The sequence below is a fragment of the Acidovorax sp. 100 genome (assembly GCF_003688355.1).
GTDB lineage: Bacteria > Pseudomonadota > Gammaproteobacteria > Burkholderiales > Burkholderiaceae_C > Acidovorax > Acidovorax delafieldii.
Window position 1 is genome coordinate 5,012,682 of record NZ_REFD01000001.1, and the last position, 14,188, is coordinate 5,026,869.

The 14,188-nt window shown below is 60.8% G+C and carries 13 protein-coding genes; 3 read left to right on the top strand and 10 right to left on the bottom strand.

Annotated features, from left to right (window positions below; all coding sequences use genetic code 11):
• Window position 1: 1 nt before the first annotated feature.
• The 4 genes from C8C96_RS22955 to C8C96_RS22970 are packed head-to-tail and all read right to left on the bottom strand — an operon-like array spanning window position 2 to window position 3,959.
• Window positions 2–1,288: an ABC transporter ATP-binding protein gene (locus C8C96_RS22955; protein ID WP_121943750.1), complete on the bottom strand. Its 1,287-nt coding sequence runs from the start codon at window positions 1,286–1,288 to the stop codon at window positions 2–4.
• Complete coding sequence (locus C8C96_RS22960; protein ID WP_233584297.1) at window positions 1,288–2,076, bottom strand: ABC transporter permease; 789 nt, start codon at window positions 2,074–2,076, stop codon at window positions 1,288–1,290. The genes C8C96_RS22955 and C8C96_RS22960 overlap by 1 nt, the downstream gene beginning before the upstream one ends.
• 19 nt (window positions 2,077–2,095) lie before the next feature.
• Entirely contained in the window at window positions 2,096–3,583 is a 1,488-nt protein-coding gene (locus C8C96_RS22965) for a mannose-1-phosphate guanylyltransferase/mannose-6-phosphate isomerase (protein ID WP_121943752.1), read from the bottom strand.
• 4 nt (window positions 3,584–3,587) lie between these two features.
• The gene (locus tag C8C96_RS22970; protein ID WP_121944152.1) at window positions 3,588–3,959 is read right to left on the bottom strand and encodes a DUF2304 domain-containing protein; all 372 of its coding nucleotides are present in this window, start codon (window positions 3,957–3,959) and stop codon (window positions 3,588–3,590) included.
• A 380-nt stretch (window positions 3,960–4,339) separates the two neighbouring features.
• On the opposite strand from C8C96_RS22970, the gene C8C96_RS22975 reads away from it, so the two are divergent.
• Together C8C96_RS22975 and groL are read left to right on the top strand one after the other, a co-directional pair.
• Window positions 4,340–4,630: a co-chaperone GroES gene (locus C8C96_RS22975; RefSeq protein ID WP_056058492.1), complete on the top strand. Its 291-nt coding sequence runs from the start codon at window positions 4,340–4,342 to the stop codon at window positions 4,628–4,630.
• A 98-nt stretch (window positions 4,631–4,728) separates the two neighbouring features.
• On the top strand, window positions 4,729–6,381 hold the full coding sequence (gene groL, locus C8C96_RS22980; protein ID WP_056058489.1) for a chaperonin GroEL: 1,653 nt from the start codon (window positions 4,729–4,731) through the stop codon (window positions 6,379–6,381).
• Between the two features lie 129 nt (window positions 6,382–6,510).
• On the opposite strand, the gene C8C96_RS22985 is transcribed toward groL, so the two are convergent.
• From C8C96_RS22985 to edd, 3 genes are all read right to left on the bottom strand, one after another.
• On the bottom strand, window positions 6,511–6,810 hold the full coding sequence (locus C8C96_RS22985; protein WP_056744079.1) for a DUF805 domain-containing protein: 300 nt from the start codon (window positions 6,808–6,810) through the stop codon (window positions 6,511–6,513).
• Between the two features lie 229 nt (window positions 6,811–7,039).
• Complete coding sequence (gene eda, locus C8C96_RS22990) at window positions 7,040–7,696, bottom strand: bifunctional 4-hydroxy-2-oxoglutarate aldolase/2-dehydro-3-deoxy-phosphogluconate aldolase (protein ID WP_056058486.1); 657 nt, start codon at window positions 7,694–7,696, stop codon at window positions 7,040–7,042.
• Window positions 7,687–9,456 carry a phosphogluconate dehydratase gene (gene edd / locus C8C96_RS22995; RefSeq protein ID WP_121943753.1) on the bottom strand — a complete coding sequence of 590 codons (1,770 nt, stop codon included), beginning with the start codon at window positions 9,454–9,456 and terminating at the stop codon, window positions 7,687–7,689. Before edd ends, eda begins: the two co-directional genes overlap by 10 nt.
• 98 nt (window positions 9,457–9,554) lie before the next feature.
• On the opposite strand from edd, the gene C8C96_RS23000 reads away from it, so the two are divergent.
• The gene (locus tag C8C96_RS23000) at window positions 9,555–10,484 is read left to right on the top strand and encodes an SMP-30/gluconolactonase/LRE family protein (protein ID WP_121943754.1); all 930 of its coding nucleotides are present in this window, start codon (window positions 9,555–9,557) and stop codon (window positions 10,482–10,484) included.
• Window positions 10,485–10,532: 48 nt separating this feature from the next.
• On the opposite strand, the gene C8C96_RS23005 is transcribed toward C8C96_RS23000, so the two are convergent.
• The 3 genes from C8C96_RS23005 to pgi form a co-directional block, all read right to left on the bottom strand.
• Entirely contained in the window at window positions 10,533–11,024 is a 492-nt protein-coding gene (locus C8C96_RS23005; RefSeq protein WP_108498888.1) for a GNAT family N-acetyltransferase, read from the bottom strand.
• Window positions 11,025–11,094: 70 nt separating this feature from the next.
• The gene (locus C8C96_RS23010; RefSeq protein WP_121943755.1) at window positions 11,095–12,336 is read right to left on the bottom strand and encodes an AGE family epimerase/isomerase; all 1,242 of its coding nucleotides are present in this window, start codon (window positions 12,334–12,336) and stop codon (window positions 11,095–11,097) included.
• 113 nt (window positions 12,337–12,449) lie between these two features.
• Window positions 12,450–14,018 carry a glucose-6-phosphate isomerase gene (gene pgi, locus C8C96_RS23015; RefSeq protein ID WP_121943756.1) on the bottom strand — a complete coding sequence of 523 codons (1,569 nt, stop codon included), beginning with the start codon at window positions 14,016–14,018 and terminating at the stop codon, window positions 12,450–12,452.
• Between the last annotated feature and the right edge of the window lie 170 nt (window positions 14,019–14,188).

Below are 14,188 nucleotides of genomic sequence, written 5' to 3' on the forward strand. Positions count from 1 at the left end.
TTTAATTTCGCAGAATGACTTCACTGCTCACATCTAGTTGAGCTTTCATATCCATCAACCCAGCAACAACGGTTAGCCCCTCTCCAGCAGTGACACGTAGCAGTGCCGAATCAACTCTTCGGCTCAAAAACTCAGCACCATGCTCCCCCTCTATTCTCACACCACAGTTTAGATAATAAATGCCCGGGGCCAATTGATTTTTCAAAGAAAAGCAAACCTGAACAACATCGCCAGATTTATAATCTGTATCAGACAATTCGTCCAAAGTTGAATCAGTCCCGTACAGAGCCACACCTTCACGGGTTTTTAGCATCATGGCAAAAATAGGATTTTTGACATCTTCAATAAATCGGACGCGATAGCACCATTGAAAAGGAATACCAGACTCAACAACATTAATTCGACAGCCATCGGTGTCAGCCAACCAGCAAGCTTCTATATCAGCTTGACCGTTGCCATAGATTATTTCGCAACTCACGGCAAGGGACTGATCGAAGTGAGAAGCTTCTATCGCTGATTTTGAATTAATTTGGAATTCCCGCTTATTTTCCCCACCTACTTTTCGATCACCAAATAAGTACCGCTCATATTCATCACAAACTTGTTTGGACGCACCCGATATGACCAGAGTACCTTGGTTTATAAATAATGCCCGGTTACATATTTTTTTTATCGCGTCGATATCGTGACTCACAAAGAGTAATGTAGTACCTGCCGCGCGAAACGCTTCAATACGTTGAAAGCATTTACGCTGAAATGAAGCGTCACCCACCGACAGCGCCTCATCAACAATGAGCACATCTGGGCGGATTGCCGTGGCCACCGCGAAAGCCAGTCGAACTTGCATACCACTTGAGTACACGCGCACAGGTTGATCAATGTACTTTCCAATATCTGCAAATTTCTCGATTTCGGGTGTAACTAGCGATATTTCTTCAGCTGTATGGCCGAGCAACTGCCCCGCCATGAATATATTTTGTCGACCTGTGAAATCCGAATGGAATCCCATTCCCAATTCAAGCAAAGCAGCAACCTTCCCATTTACATGGACCCCCCCCTCCGTCGATTGAGTAGTACCGGCAATAATTTTTAGCAGTGTGCTTTTACCAGCACCATTTTCCCCCACAATACCAACTGCTTCCCCAGGCTGTAAGCTGAAAGAAATATCACGCAATACCCAAGTTTTTTCGTGACGAGTTTTACCAGTTACCCATTCAACGATTCGTGACCATTTACTTGGATAACGCTTATAAGCTTTACCGACATTTGAAACTACGAGGCTACCCATTACAATTCGTCCACCAACTCACCCACATGTGAAAGAAAGAACCGACCCCCTAATAATAAAAATAACATCGAGAGCAAAGCAAGTGGTATCAGACTAGCAAAGTCTGGCATGCGCTGGTTCAGAAACAAGGTTTGATAGGAAACCATCAAGGGCTGCATCGGGTTGAATCGCAGCACTGCTCGCGCAGCAGTTGGCAAAGAGTCGAACACATAAACAATTGGTGTGAGCCAGAACCAGAACTGCACCACAATGCCCATTAACTGCCCAATGTCCCTGAAAAAGACGTTGAGTGTTCCCAAAAAGATACCAAGGCCCAGAGTAAAAAGCACCTGCAATGCCAGCAAAGGCATAACAGCTAGAAGCGCCCATCCTGGCCAATGACCAATCAAGGCTAAAAAGGCGAGGTACAAGGCAAACACAATCCCAAAGTTGACCAACGCAGAGACTGCAACAATGGCTGGCAGGCAGATGCGTGGAAAGTTAGATTTTTTGATCAGATTGCCATGTTCTAGGAACACGCCGTTCAGACGTCCGAGCATTTCTGAAAACAAGCCCCAGGTCAGGACCCCTGCACACAGGTAGATGCTGAATGCAAACGGCGTTTGCTCGTGACCCGCAAGACTGGGGCGCATGAGTTGGCCGAACACCACGGTGTAAATAATGATCATGGCCAGCGGGTTGGCCACTGACCAGAACGCACCCAGCAAAGATTCGCGGTATTTCCCGTGAAACTCCCGCATGACACTGCTCCAAACAAAGCCGCGGTAGCCCCAAAGGGCTTTAAGCATAGGTAAGCCAGGCATAGAGTCAGCCTTCTTTCGGAGCAGGCACTGCCCGACCGTACGTGTCTTCAAACCGGACTATGTCATCCTCATTCAGATAACTTCCCGATTGCACCTCAATAATTTCTAGAGGTACTTTCCCAGGGTTGGTCAGCCGGTGCACGTGGCCCAACGGGATAAAGGTGGATTCGTTTTCACCCAGTAAAAAGACCTTTTCACCGTTGGTCACCTGGGCTGTGCCCTTGACCACAATCCAGTGTTCGGCCCGATGATGGTGCATTTGCAGGCTCAGGCTGGCGCCGGGGTTGACCACAATGCGCTTAACCTGAAAGCGCTCGCCACTATCGATGCTGTCGTACCAGCCCCAGGGGCGGTGGATCTTTCGGTGCGTCTGGGTCAAGGTGTGCCCTGCTTCGCGCAGCTTGCCCACGATCAGTTTGACGTCCTGGGTTTGGCGTTTGTCTGCTACCAGGATGGCGTCTGCGGTTTCTACCACCACGATGTTGTCCAGCCCCACGCCAGCCACCAGACGGCTGCTGGACAGTAGCAGTGAGTTGGAGCAGCCGTGCTGAATGATGTCACCCACGCGCGCGTTGCCGTGCTCATCTTGCTCGCGCACTTCCCACAGGGCGTCCCAGGCTCCCAGGTCCGACCAGCCGGCCTGCAGCGGCACCACGCACGCCTGTATGCCCAGCTCGGGCCGGGTTGGCAGGCACTCCATCACGGCGTAGTCAATGGAGTCGGCAGGGCATGCGTTGAAGGTTTCGGTGGCAGGACGGACAAAGTCCACATCCTTTTGTGCTCCTGCCATGGCGGCTGAGCAGGCGGCAAAGATATCGGGGCGGCAGCTTTGAATGGCCTTGAGCCATACGCTGGTGCGCACCATGAACAAGCCGCTGTTCCACAAGTAGTTGCCAGCGTCCAGGTAGCTTTGGGCACGTGTTGCGTCCGGTTTTTCGGCAAAGCTGGCGATGTAGTGGGCACCGTCCCCCGGCACTGATTCGCCACACTGGATGTAGCCATACCCTGTCTCTGGCTTGTCGGCCACGATGCCAAAGGTCACCATGGCGCCGCCGTTAGCAATGGCAAACGCTTGCTCGATCGCATGGTGAAACGCGGGTAGGTGGGCTATCACATGGTCAGCGGGCATGGCCAGCAGCACCGGGTCGCCGCCTTCTTCCTCTGACTGCGCTTGCAAGGCCGCAAGGGTCAGCGCGGGTGCTGTATTGCGGCCCGCAGGCTCCAGCACGATGCGCGCGCCGTGTATGCCAGCCTCCATCAGCTGGCTGGCAGCCAAAAAGCGGTGCTCTGCATTGCAGACCAGGATAGGCGCCTTCGCCACAGGGATTTGATTCAGCCCTTGCAAGCGCAGTGCCGTGTCTTGGAGCATGGTGCGCGCACCGGCCAGGGCCAAAAACTGCTTGGGGTAGGTTTCGCGCGATAGCGGCCACAGGCGTGTGCCGGAGCCGCCACACAGAACTACGGGCAACAACAAATTCAAGGATACATTCATAAAACTAGAGCAGGTCTTGATCTTGGGGGCGCTCAGCGGACTTATGCGCAAGATCGGCCTCCAGCAAGGCCAAGCGCTGGTTCAACCGGCGAACATCGCGCTCAATACGGGTATTGACCATGTCGCTGTGCAGGGCCTTGATTAGCAAGACCATGCACACCAGCAGCAGCAGCAGCGTGGGTGGGTAGGTCACACCCAGCCGCAGGGCCAGCCAGTCGATCAACCCGGGTGAAGCACCTAGCACGGCCGCCACCCCGGCCACCATCACCCAGAACAGGCCATGCATGACATAAAGATGATCTCTACGGATCAAGTACAAAATCAGCACGGCAAGGCCAATGCCCATCAGCGCGGTAGTGAATTGCAAGGACGCCATCAGATTCCTGAATCGGTAAAGCTCCGCGCGCTCGAGATCAAGCCTGTGAGTTGGGAGCAAGAAAGAGACGGTTGGACCACTGCAACCCAGGGAGTTGCACATGCGTGCGTGACGCAAATGCCCACCATCGCCACATCCGAAAGATTGTAGGTGCACGGTAGTTACAAAGCGCCGCAAAGACCTCGCGCCGACCTGCCAACAAGTAAGCAAATATCTCAGACATACCAGTGATGCTCTTGAAATGAAGCGGAATGCCCGTATCATTAGCACTCACCGCAGACGAGTGCTAACACCGCACTCCCTGCTGGCAGTTTGGTAGCCCCGGATAGCCGGGGCTGATTGAGTCCCTCAGCTTTTTTACTGAAAACAGGAGCATTGCAATGAACCTTCGCCCTCTGCACGATCGCGTGATCGTCAAGCGTATTGAAAGCGAAACCACGACCGCTTCCGGCATCGTGATCCCTGACAACGCCGCCGAAAAGCCCGATCAAGGTGAAGTGTTGGCCGTTGGCCCCGGCAAGCGCAACGACAAGGGCGAAGTGCTCGCCCTGAACGTGAAGGTCGGTGACCGCGTTCTGTTCGGCAAGTACTCGGGCCAGACCGTCAAGGTCAAGGGCGACGAGCTGCTGGTCATGAAGGAAGACGACCTGTTTGCAGTGGTTGAGAAGTAATTTCTCTTCCCTCTGAATCACTCATCTTTTTATAGCTGCCAGTGCTTATTGAATAAGCGCCAGCAGCCAATTTGAATCAAATTTTCAGGAGCTCCAAAATGGCAGCAAAAGACGTAGTTTTCGGCGGCGAAGCCCGCGCACGCATGGTTGAAGGCGTGAACATCCTGGCCAACGCGGTCAAGGTGACCCTGGGCCCCAAGGGTCGCAATGTGGTGCTGGAGCGCTCGTTCGGCGCCCCCACCGTGACCAAGGACGGTGTGTCCGTGGCCAAGGAAATCGAACTCAAGGACAAGCTGCAGAACATGGGCGCCCAGCTCGTGAAGGAAGTGGCCTCCAAGACCAGCGACAACGCTGGTGACGGCACCACCACCGCTACGGTGCTGGCACAAGCCATCGTGCGCGAAGGCTTCAAGTACGTGGCCGCCGGCATCAACCCGATGGACCTGAAGCGCGGTATCGACAAGGCTGTGACGGCCCTGGTCGCCGAGCTGAAGAAGGCTTCCAAGCCCACCACCACCTCCAAGGAAATCGCCCAAGTGGGTTCGATCTCCGCCAACTCCGACGAAACCATCGGCAAGCTGATCGCTGACGCCATGGACAAGGTTGGCAAGGAAGGCGTGATCACCGTGGAAGACGGCAAGTCGCTGGACAGCGAACTGGACGTCGTGGAAGGCATGCAGTTCGACCGCGGCTACCTGTCGCCCTACTTCATCAACAACCCCGAAAAGCAATCCGCGATTCTGGACAACCCCTTCGTGCTGCTGTTCGACAAGAAGATCAGCAACATCCGCGACCTGCTGCCCACGCTGGAGCAAGTTGCCAAGGCCGGCCGTCCCCTGCTGATCATTGCCGAAGAAGTCGAAGGCGAAGCCCTGGCTACGCTGGTGGTCAACACGATCCGCGGCATCCTGAAGGTTGTGGCCGTGAAGGCTCCTGGCTTCGGCGACCGCCGCAAGGCCATGCTGGAAGACATCGCCATCCTGACGGGCGGCAAGGTCATCGCTGAAGAAGTCGGTCTGACCCTGGAAAAGGTCACTCTGGCCGACCTGGGCCAAGCCAAGCGCATCGAAGTGGGCAAGGAAAACACCATCATCATCGACGGCGCTGGCGCTGCCGCTGACATCGAAGCCCGCGTCAAGCAAGTGCGCGTGCAGATCGAAGAAGCCACGTCCGACTACGACCGCGAAAAGCTGCAAGAGCGCGTGGCCAAGCTGGCTGGCGGCGTGGCCGTGATCAAGGTGGGCGCTGCCACCGAAGTCGAAATGAAGGAAAAGAAGGCCCGCGTGGAAGACGCACTGCACGCTACCCGTGCAGCTGTGGAAGAAGGCGTTGTGGCTGGTGGCGGCGTGGCTCTGCTGCGTGCCAAGCAAGCTGTGGGCGACTCGATCAAGGGCGACAACGCTGACCAGGACGCCGGTATCAAGCTGGTGCTGAAGGCAGTGGAAGCTCCTCTGCGCGAAATCGTGAACAACGCCGGCGGCGAAGCCTCGGTGGTGGTGAACGCAGTGTTGGCTGGCAAGGGCAACTTCGGCTTCAACGCTGCCAACGACACCTACGGCGACATGCTCGAACTGGGCATTCTGGACCCCACGAAGGTCACCCGCACCGCTCTGCAAAACGCTGCCTCCGTGGCATCGCTGCTGCTGACGACCGAAGCCATGGTGGCAGAGGCTCCGAAGGAAGAAGCCGGCGCTGGCGGCGGCATGCCCGACATGGGTGGCATGGGTGGCATGGGCGGCATGGGCATGTAATTGCCTGGCCACTGCGCAGCGGCCCCGTGCTGACTGCGCAGCCCACTACACAAAAGCCCGCAGGCCTTACGGTCTGCGGGCTTTTGTTTTTTCTATGGGGCCAACTCGGGACACTGGCCTGCCATGGGTTTACTCCCCGCTGGGTTGCACCCACCAGTAAATCAGCACCAGGGTGCCGATACCGGTGAGAGACAGCAGCTGCCACCAGCCGGAGCGGCCAATATCGTGCAAACGGCGAGCCCCCACGGCCAGCGCGGGCAACAGCAGGGCCAGCGCGGCAATGCCATACAGCACCTGGCTGATCATGGTGGCAATCACCAGCACCCCGAACTGAAACAGCGCAAACCACCAGAACTCGGAGCGTGGAGCACGGCCTGAAAACCCTGCGTACTGCGCGAAGCAGCTTTTGACAGCCGAAACAAAATCCATAGCGAATTCCCTCTCTTGAACAATCATTGCTTAGTCACGGGGTGTCCCCGCGTGGCCATGATAGAGGGGCGCTGCAACAAGTCCAGCCAACTCGGCGCGCGCAGCAGAGACACCGTACCGCTGGCGCCACGGTGTCAGTGTCTCCTTTGCTCTTATTTTGATAGCTTTCAGTGCATATTGCACTAGCGCACCAGGCGCTTTTGGCTGCAAACCCAGCGCCCAGAGCCCCTCAAGCCGCCTTGCGCAATGCCTGGGTGTCGCGCGCCAGCTGGGTGATGCGCGCCCAGTCGCCCGCGCGCACCGCATCGGTGGGCGTAAGCCATGAGCCGCCCACGCAGCGCACATTGGGCAGTGCCAGGTAGTTGGAGGCAGTGGCGTTGGTGATGCCACCCGTGGGGCAAAAGCTCACCTGGCCAAACGGGCTGGCCCAGGACTTGAGCAGCGGGATGCCGCCCACGGCCTCGGCCGGGAAGAGCTTGAGGAACGAGAACCCATCGGCCAGCGCCGCCATGATCTCGCTGGATGTGGCCACACCGGGCAGCAGCGGCAGGTTCAGGCCCTTGCAGGCGCTGCCCACGGCCGAGGTGTAGCCGGGGCTCACGGCAAAACGCGCACCGGCTTCGCTCGCGCGGCGCGCGTCATCGGCGTTGAGCACCGTGCCCACACCCACCACAGCTTCGGGCAGATGGCGGGCGATGGTTTCGATGGCGGGCAGACCGGCAGCGGTGCGCAGCGTCACCTCCAGCACCTTCACGCCACCGGCCAGCAGGGCCTCGGCCAGGGGCAGCGCGTCTTCCACGCGGTCGATCACGATGACAGGGATGACCGGGCCATGGCTGGCGATGTCGAGGGGATTCATGGGGGCGGAAGCAGGGGTTACAGCCATGTGCAGGCTCCTTGTTCGGCACCGCCTGCGTGGCGGCGAAAGTTGGTGAAGAGTTCGCGGCCGAAGCCGATGGGTGATGGGGCGCTGCAGGGCTCCGGGGCGCGTGCGGCCCACTCGGCATCGTCCACCAGCACATCGAGCGTGCCAGCCACCGCATCCACCCGCACGATGTCGCCATCACGCACCTTGGCCAGCGGGCCACCGGCCAGGGCCTCGGGCGTGACGTGGATCGCGGCCGGTACGCGGCCGGAGGCGCCGCTCATGCGGCCGTCGGTGACCAGCGCCACCTGGAAGCCCTGGTTCTGTAGCACTGCCAGCGGAGGCGTGAGCTTGTGCAGCTCTGGCATGCCGTTGGCCTGCGGGCCCTGAAAGCGCACCACGGCCACCATGTCCTGGTTCACCTCGCCCGCGCTGAAGGCGGCGAGCAGGGCTTCTTGCGAGTCAAAAACTCGCGCTGGGGCTTGGACGATGTGGCGGTCTTCGGGCACGGCCGACACCTTGATCACCGCGCGGCCCAGACGGCCTTGCAGCAGGCGCAGCCCGCCGGTGGGTGAGAAGGGTTCGCTCACAGGCCGCAGCACCGAGGTGTCGCCCGACACGGCGGGTGCGCTCTTGCCGCCATCGGCAATGCCGCCCGCGTTCACGCTCATCACATCAGGGTGCATCAAGCCGCCGGCCAGCAGCTCACGCAGGATCCAAGGCGGGCCGCCTGCGGCCTGGAACTGGTTCACATCAGCATCGCCATTGGGGTACACGCGGGCCAGCAGGGGCACCACCGACGAGAGTTCGTCAAAGTCCGTCCAGTCGATCAGGATGCCCGCGCTGCGCGCAATCGCCACCCAGTGGATCAGGTGGTTGGTGGAGCCGCCCGTGGCCAGCAGGGCCCCCATGGCGTTGACGATGCAGCGCTCGTCCACCAGCTTGCCGATGGGGGTGAAGCGGTTGCCCCGCTTGCCGATGTCGAGCACCGTGCGCAGCGCCTGGCGCGTGAAGGCCTCGCGCGCCTCGCTGCCGGGCGACTCGAACGCTGCACCGGGCACATGCAGGCCCATGGCTTCGAGCAGCATCTGGTTGCTGTTGGCCGTGCCGTAGAACGTGCAGGTGCCAGGGCTGTGGTACGCGGCCGATTCGGCCTTGAGCAGTTCGTCACGGCCCACCAGGCCTTGTGCGTACTGCTCGCGCACCTTGGATTTCTCCTTGTTCGACAGGCCTGTGCCCATGGGGCCTGCAGGCACAAACACGCAGGGCAGATGGCCGTAGTGCAGCGCGCCAATCAACAGCCCGGGCACGATCTTGTCGCACACGCCCAGCAGCAGCGCGCCATCGAACACATCGTGGGACAGCGCTACCGCAGTGGCCATGGCAATAGCATCGCGGGAGAACAACGACAGCTCCATGCCGGGCGTACCCTGCGTCACACCATCGCACATGGCGGGCACGCCACCAGCCACTTGCACCGTGGCACCGAGCTGGGCGGCCTCATCACGCAGGATAGCGGGGTAGCCCTGGTACGGCTGGTGCGCCGAGAGCATGTCGTTGTAGGCCGTGACGATGCCGATGTTGGGCGCCTTCTCGACCGTGACCTTGAACTTGTCCGAGCCCGGCAACGCCGCGTAGGCGTGGGCCAGGTTCGCGCAGCCCATGCGGTCTTGTGCGGGCTTGCGGGCAATCATGGCGTCAACGCCGGCAAGGTAGGCGCCGCGGGTGTCTGCGCTGCGCTGGACAATGCGCTCGGTCACGCGCGCTACAACTGGGTGCATGGAAGTCTCCATCGGTGGGTGGCAGGACCCCGTGCATTGCGCCAGGGTCGTTATCTGAGGCCCTAGAATGTAACTCGATAACCATGCCAATTCAACCCATGTCCCTGCAAACCTTGCCCTTGCCACCGTCCGAACTGGGTGAATCCCCTTTCTGGCACCCCACGGAAAAATCCCTTTACTGGTGTGACATTCAGGGACAAGCGGTGCACGCATGGCATCCTGACAGCGGCCACCACCGGCAGTGGCGCATGCCCAGCGAGCCCGGCTGCTGCGCGCCTGCGGCTGATGGGCGATTGGTAATCGGATTACGAAACGGTTTCTATCTTCTGGATGCGGCCAAGGACAGCGCAGACCCTACCGCCCTCACCTGCCTGGCCCTGCTGCCGCCCGAGCAACACGACACCGCCGCGCTGCGCCTGAACGACGGCCGCTGCGACACCGCAGGCAGATTCTGGGCGGGCTCGGTCATCACGCCCCGCACCGCACCGAATGCGGCACTGTGGTGCCTGCAGGCCTACCCGGCCAGCGCAACAGGCTACCGCGTGCGCCACATGGCGGGCGACAACTTCACCGCGAATGGCCTGGCCTTCAGCCCCGACAACCGCACGATGTACTGGTCCAACACGCCCGAGCACCGCATCGACCAGTTCGACTTCAATGTGGCCACGGGTGAGATTACCAACCGCCGCCCTTGGGTGCAGTTTGACCGCAAGGTGGACGGCCAGCCGTACGGCGGCAGACCCGATGGTGCGGCAGTGGATGTGGAGGGGAACTACTGGGTGGCGATGTACGAAGGCGCTTGTGTGTTGCAGCTTTCGCCAGCAGGTGAGGTGCTGCAGCGCATTGCGGTGCCGGTGCAGTGCCCGACCATGGTGTGTTTTGGGGGGGAGGATCTGCACACGCTGTTCATTACATCGGCGCGGGCGGGAAGGCCTCTTCAAGAAAAGCAGGCAGCGGTTGCAGCAGGGTCGCTGTTCAGCATGCAGGTCGAAGTGGCTGGGCTACCGGTGAATTTCTTCAAGGTGTGAAAAGCGACGAGCAACTGGTCACAGCGGGATGCAAAGGCCAGCGCTCCATCACCAGCCCGCCAAAGCGCCGATCTCCTCGCGCACGATCCGATAGCTGAGGCGGTCACTGACCAACCTTGCACCCAGGCTCTCGTAAAACGCAATGCCCCGGGCGTTGGACGACTTGACCGACCAGTCGATGCGGCCACAGCCGTTGTCCAGCGCGTATCGCGCCACCCATTGCATCAAAGCCAAGCCAATACCTTGACTCCGATGGTGCGGAGAAACAAACAGCTCTTTAAGTACGCACTGCCGCTGGTGGGCGGGCTCGGGCTCCACCAACGAATACACCAGGTAAATGGCGGCAAACCCCAACAACTCGCCGCCGAGTTCTGCCGTCACCAGTCGAATCTGAGAGTGGGGTCCGCACAGGTTGTCCAACAGGTGGTTGCGCACAAGGACCCGGTCGAGCGCACGGCCCGGGTGGTAGTGATCATGCAGCGCAAGCAGCAAGTCCACCATCTGCTCCTGTTGCGCCGGGGTCAGCAAACCGACTTCCATGCTTCCTCTCCTGCTGGACCGGATGGTTCCGATAGGGTGAGCTTACGCCGACAGGGCGACTCGCTGGCGGTCAGCCCTTCTCAGCCCTCGGCCCCAGCGCTCCCAACACGTCATAACACGCCCCCATGTTGTGATAGTCCACCTTCCCCGCATTGCTCTTCTCGCGGGTGGTGTTGCGGTTGTTGCGGTGCAGGATGCGAAACCATGCGCCATGTTCATGGTCCACAAAGTGGGCCCACCAGTAGGTCCAGATGCGGTCGTACCACTGCCAGTAGCGCGTATCCCCCGTGCGCACAGCCAGCACCGCTGCAGCCGCCATGCTCTCGGCCTGCACCCAGTGGTATTTGCCGTCGTCGCAGATGCTGCCGTCGGGCGCCATGCCGTAATACAGGCCGCCGTGCGCGGCATCCCAGCCCCGCTCCACAGCGGTATCGAACAGGCGCTGCGCACACGGCAGGTGCCAGTCGGCTGGCAGCAAGGCGTCGAGTTGCAGCAGCAGCTTGGCCCATTCGGTCTGGTGGCCGATCTGGTAGCCCCAGGGGCGGAAGATGTTGCTGCGGTCATGGCGGTTGTAGTCCCAGTCCACGGACCAGTCGGCATGGAAGTGCTCCCACACCCAACCTTCGGCAGCGGGCGCAAGGGCGCGGGTGGACAACGCGGCCTGCCGCTGGCAGATGCCTTGTGCGAGCTGCTCGGCACGCTCGACGTAGCGGCGCTCGCCCGTGGCGCGGAAGGCGGAGATCATGGCCTCGCAGGCGTGCATGTTGGCGTTCTGGCCTCGGTAGCCCGCCAGTTGCCAATCAGAGCTGGCCTCGTCGGCATACAGGCCTGCGGCAGGTTGCCAGAAGTGCTGTTCGGCAGTTTCAAAAGCCTCAGCCAGCCAATCGCGGGCCTCGGGCACTCCGGCGTCGTAAGCGCGGGCATACGCCAGCATCACAAAGGCCATGCCGTAACAGTGGCGCGTGGCGACTTGCACGGTGGTGCGGCCATCCTGCCAGTCGATCAGCCAGGCGTAGCCGCCCGTGGCGGGGTCGAGGAACGCGGTGCGCAGGAACGTGAGCGCGTGCCGCATGCCCGCCTGGTAACGCGCCTCCCCCGTGGTGCGGTAGAGCATGGCGTGCGTGACCACAAAACGCGTGGCGCTGACAAGGTGGCGGGTGTGCGCGTTGTAAACCGTGCCGTCGTCCAGAAAGAAGTGGAACTGCCCACCGCTCGCGTCCGTGGCCACGGGGTCGTAGAACGCCATGGTGTCACGCAGATGCTGGCACAAAAAGGCTGCGGAGCGGAAGTCCGGATAGGGCGGAATCGCCATGGGGAGTGTCTCCTGATGCGTTAGCTGTCGGCCAGAAACTGTGCCGGCTTCTGCCAGCAGGGCGCCCGGTCTTCCGCCAGAGCGATCCCGAGGACTTTGCTGTGCCGTGAAGGTCAGGCAGGGCTGCGCAGCAAGCCCAGCAGGCCAGCGGTGGAGCCATCGAGCCCCGCCACATCACCGCTCTCCAGCCGCGCCTCCAGGTCCTTGGCCAGCACCTTGCCCAACTCCACGCCCCACTGGTCAAAGCTGTTGATGCCCCACAGGCTGCCGCTCACAAACACGCGGTGCTCCTGCAGTGCAATCAGCGCGCCCAGCGATGTGGGGGTGAGTGATTCGAGCAGCATCAGGGTGCTGGGGCGGTTGCCCGGAAAGTGCCGGTGGCCGTCGTCGCTGGCCTTGCCCACCATCAGCGCCTGCGTCTGCGCCAGCGCGTTGGCCAGCAGCTTTTGCTGGTGGCCGGGCAGCGGGTGGGAGGCCTTGCGCACGGCGACGATCTCCAGCGGCAGCACATCGGCGCCCTGGTGCAGCATCTGGAAGAACGCGTGCTGGCCGTTGGTGCCGGGCTCGCCCCACAGCACGGGCGATGTGACGCAGGCCAGCGTGCTGCCGTCTTGCGCCACGCGCTTGCCGTTGCTCTCCATCTCCAGCTGCTGCAGGTAGGCCGAGTAGCGCCCCAGCGCGGCGTGATACGGCGCGATGCAGCGGCTGGTGAAGCCGTGGAAATTGCGGTACCAGACATCGAGCAGACCCAGGCGCACCGGCAGGTTCTGCGCCAGCGGTGCGGTGCGGAAATGCTCGTCCATGGCGTGCGCGCCCGCAAGGAAATCTCGGAAGCCTTGGGCACCGATCGCGATGGCAATCGGCAGGCCAATGGCCGACCACAGCGAGTAGCGGCCGCCCACCCAGTCCCAGAAGCCGAAGGTGGTGGTGATGCCGAGGGCGGCTGCGGCCTCGATGTTGGTGGTAAGCGCCGCAAAGTGGCGGGCCACATCGCGCCCGCCCTGGGCACCAAACCACGCCAGGGCCGAGCGCGCGTTGGCCATGGTCTCGGCCGTGGTGAAGGTCTTGGACGCGACCAGGAACAGCGTGCTCTCGGGCCGCAGGCCCTTGAGCACGTGGTGCAGCTCGTGCCCGTCCACGTTAGACACAAAGTGAAAGCGCTTGCCGGGGATGCGGAACTCTTCGAGCGCGCGCACGGCCATGTGCGGACCCAGGTCCGACCCGCCGATGCCAATGTTCACCACGTCGGTGATGGCGACATCGCTGCGCACCTGCTCGGCGTACTGCAGCATGGCATCAAGCGTGTGGTGCACGTCGGCCAGACGCTGTGCGGTCTCGGGCACATCACCGGGCAGGGCCACGCCTGCAGGGCGGCGCAGCAGCGTGTGCTGCACTGCGCGGTTTTCGGTGGTGTTGATGGCCTCGCCTGCAAACATCGCATCGCGGTGTTGCACCAGGCCGCAGTCGCGGGCCAGATCCAGCAGCAGGGCTTCGGTATCGCGGTCCCACAGGTTCTTGGACAGGTCAGCAAACACATGCGGAGCCAACTGGCTGAAGGCTGCAAACCGCTGGGCATCCTGCGCAAACGCCTGGCGCATGTCCAGGTGCTGGCCGTGGGAGGCGTAGTGGGCGGCCAACTGGGGCCACAGCGCAGACTGGTCGCAACGGAGAGGCATGGTCATCAAACGGGTAAGGTGAAAAAAGCGCCGAGATAGTAACTTGATTACACGACAAAGTGGCCTATTAGCAGGTTCTTTTGGGTTACAAGCAGTAGATACAAGACACTCCTCTTTAGAAAATCATGTAACGTGATTACAATCCCACGCAACAAAACGAACCACCCCATCACGGA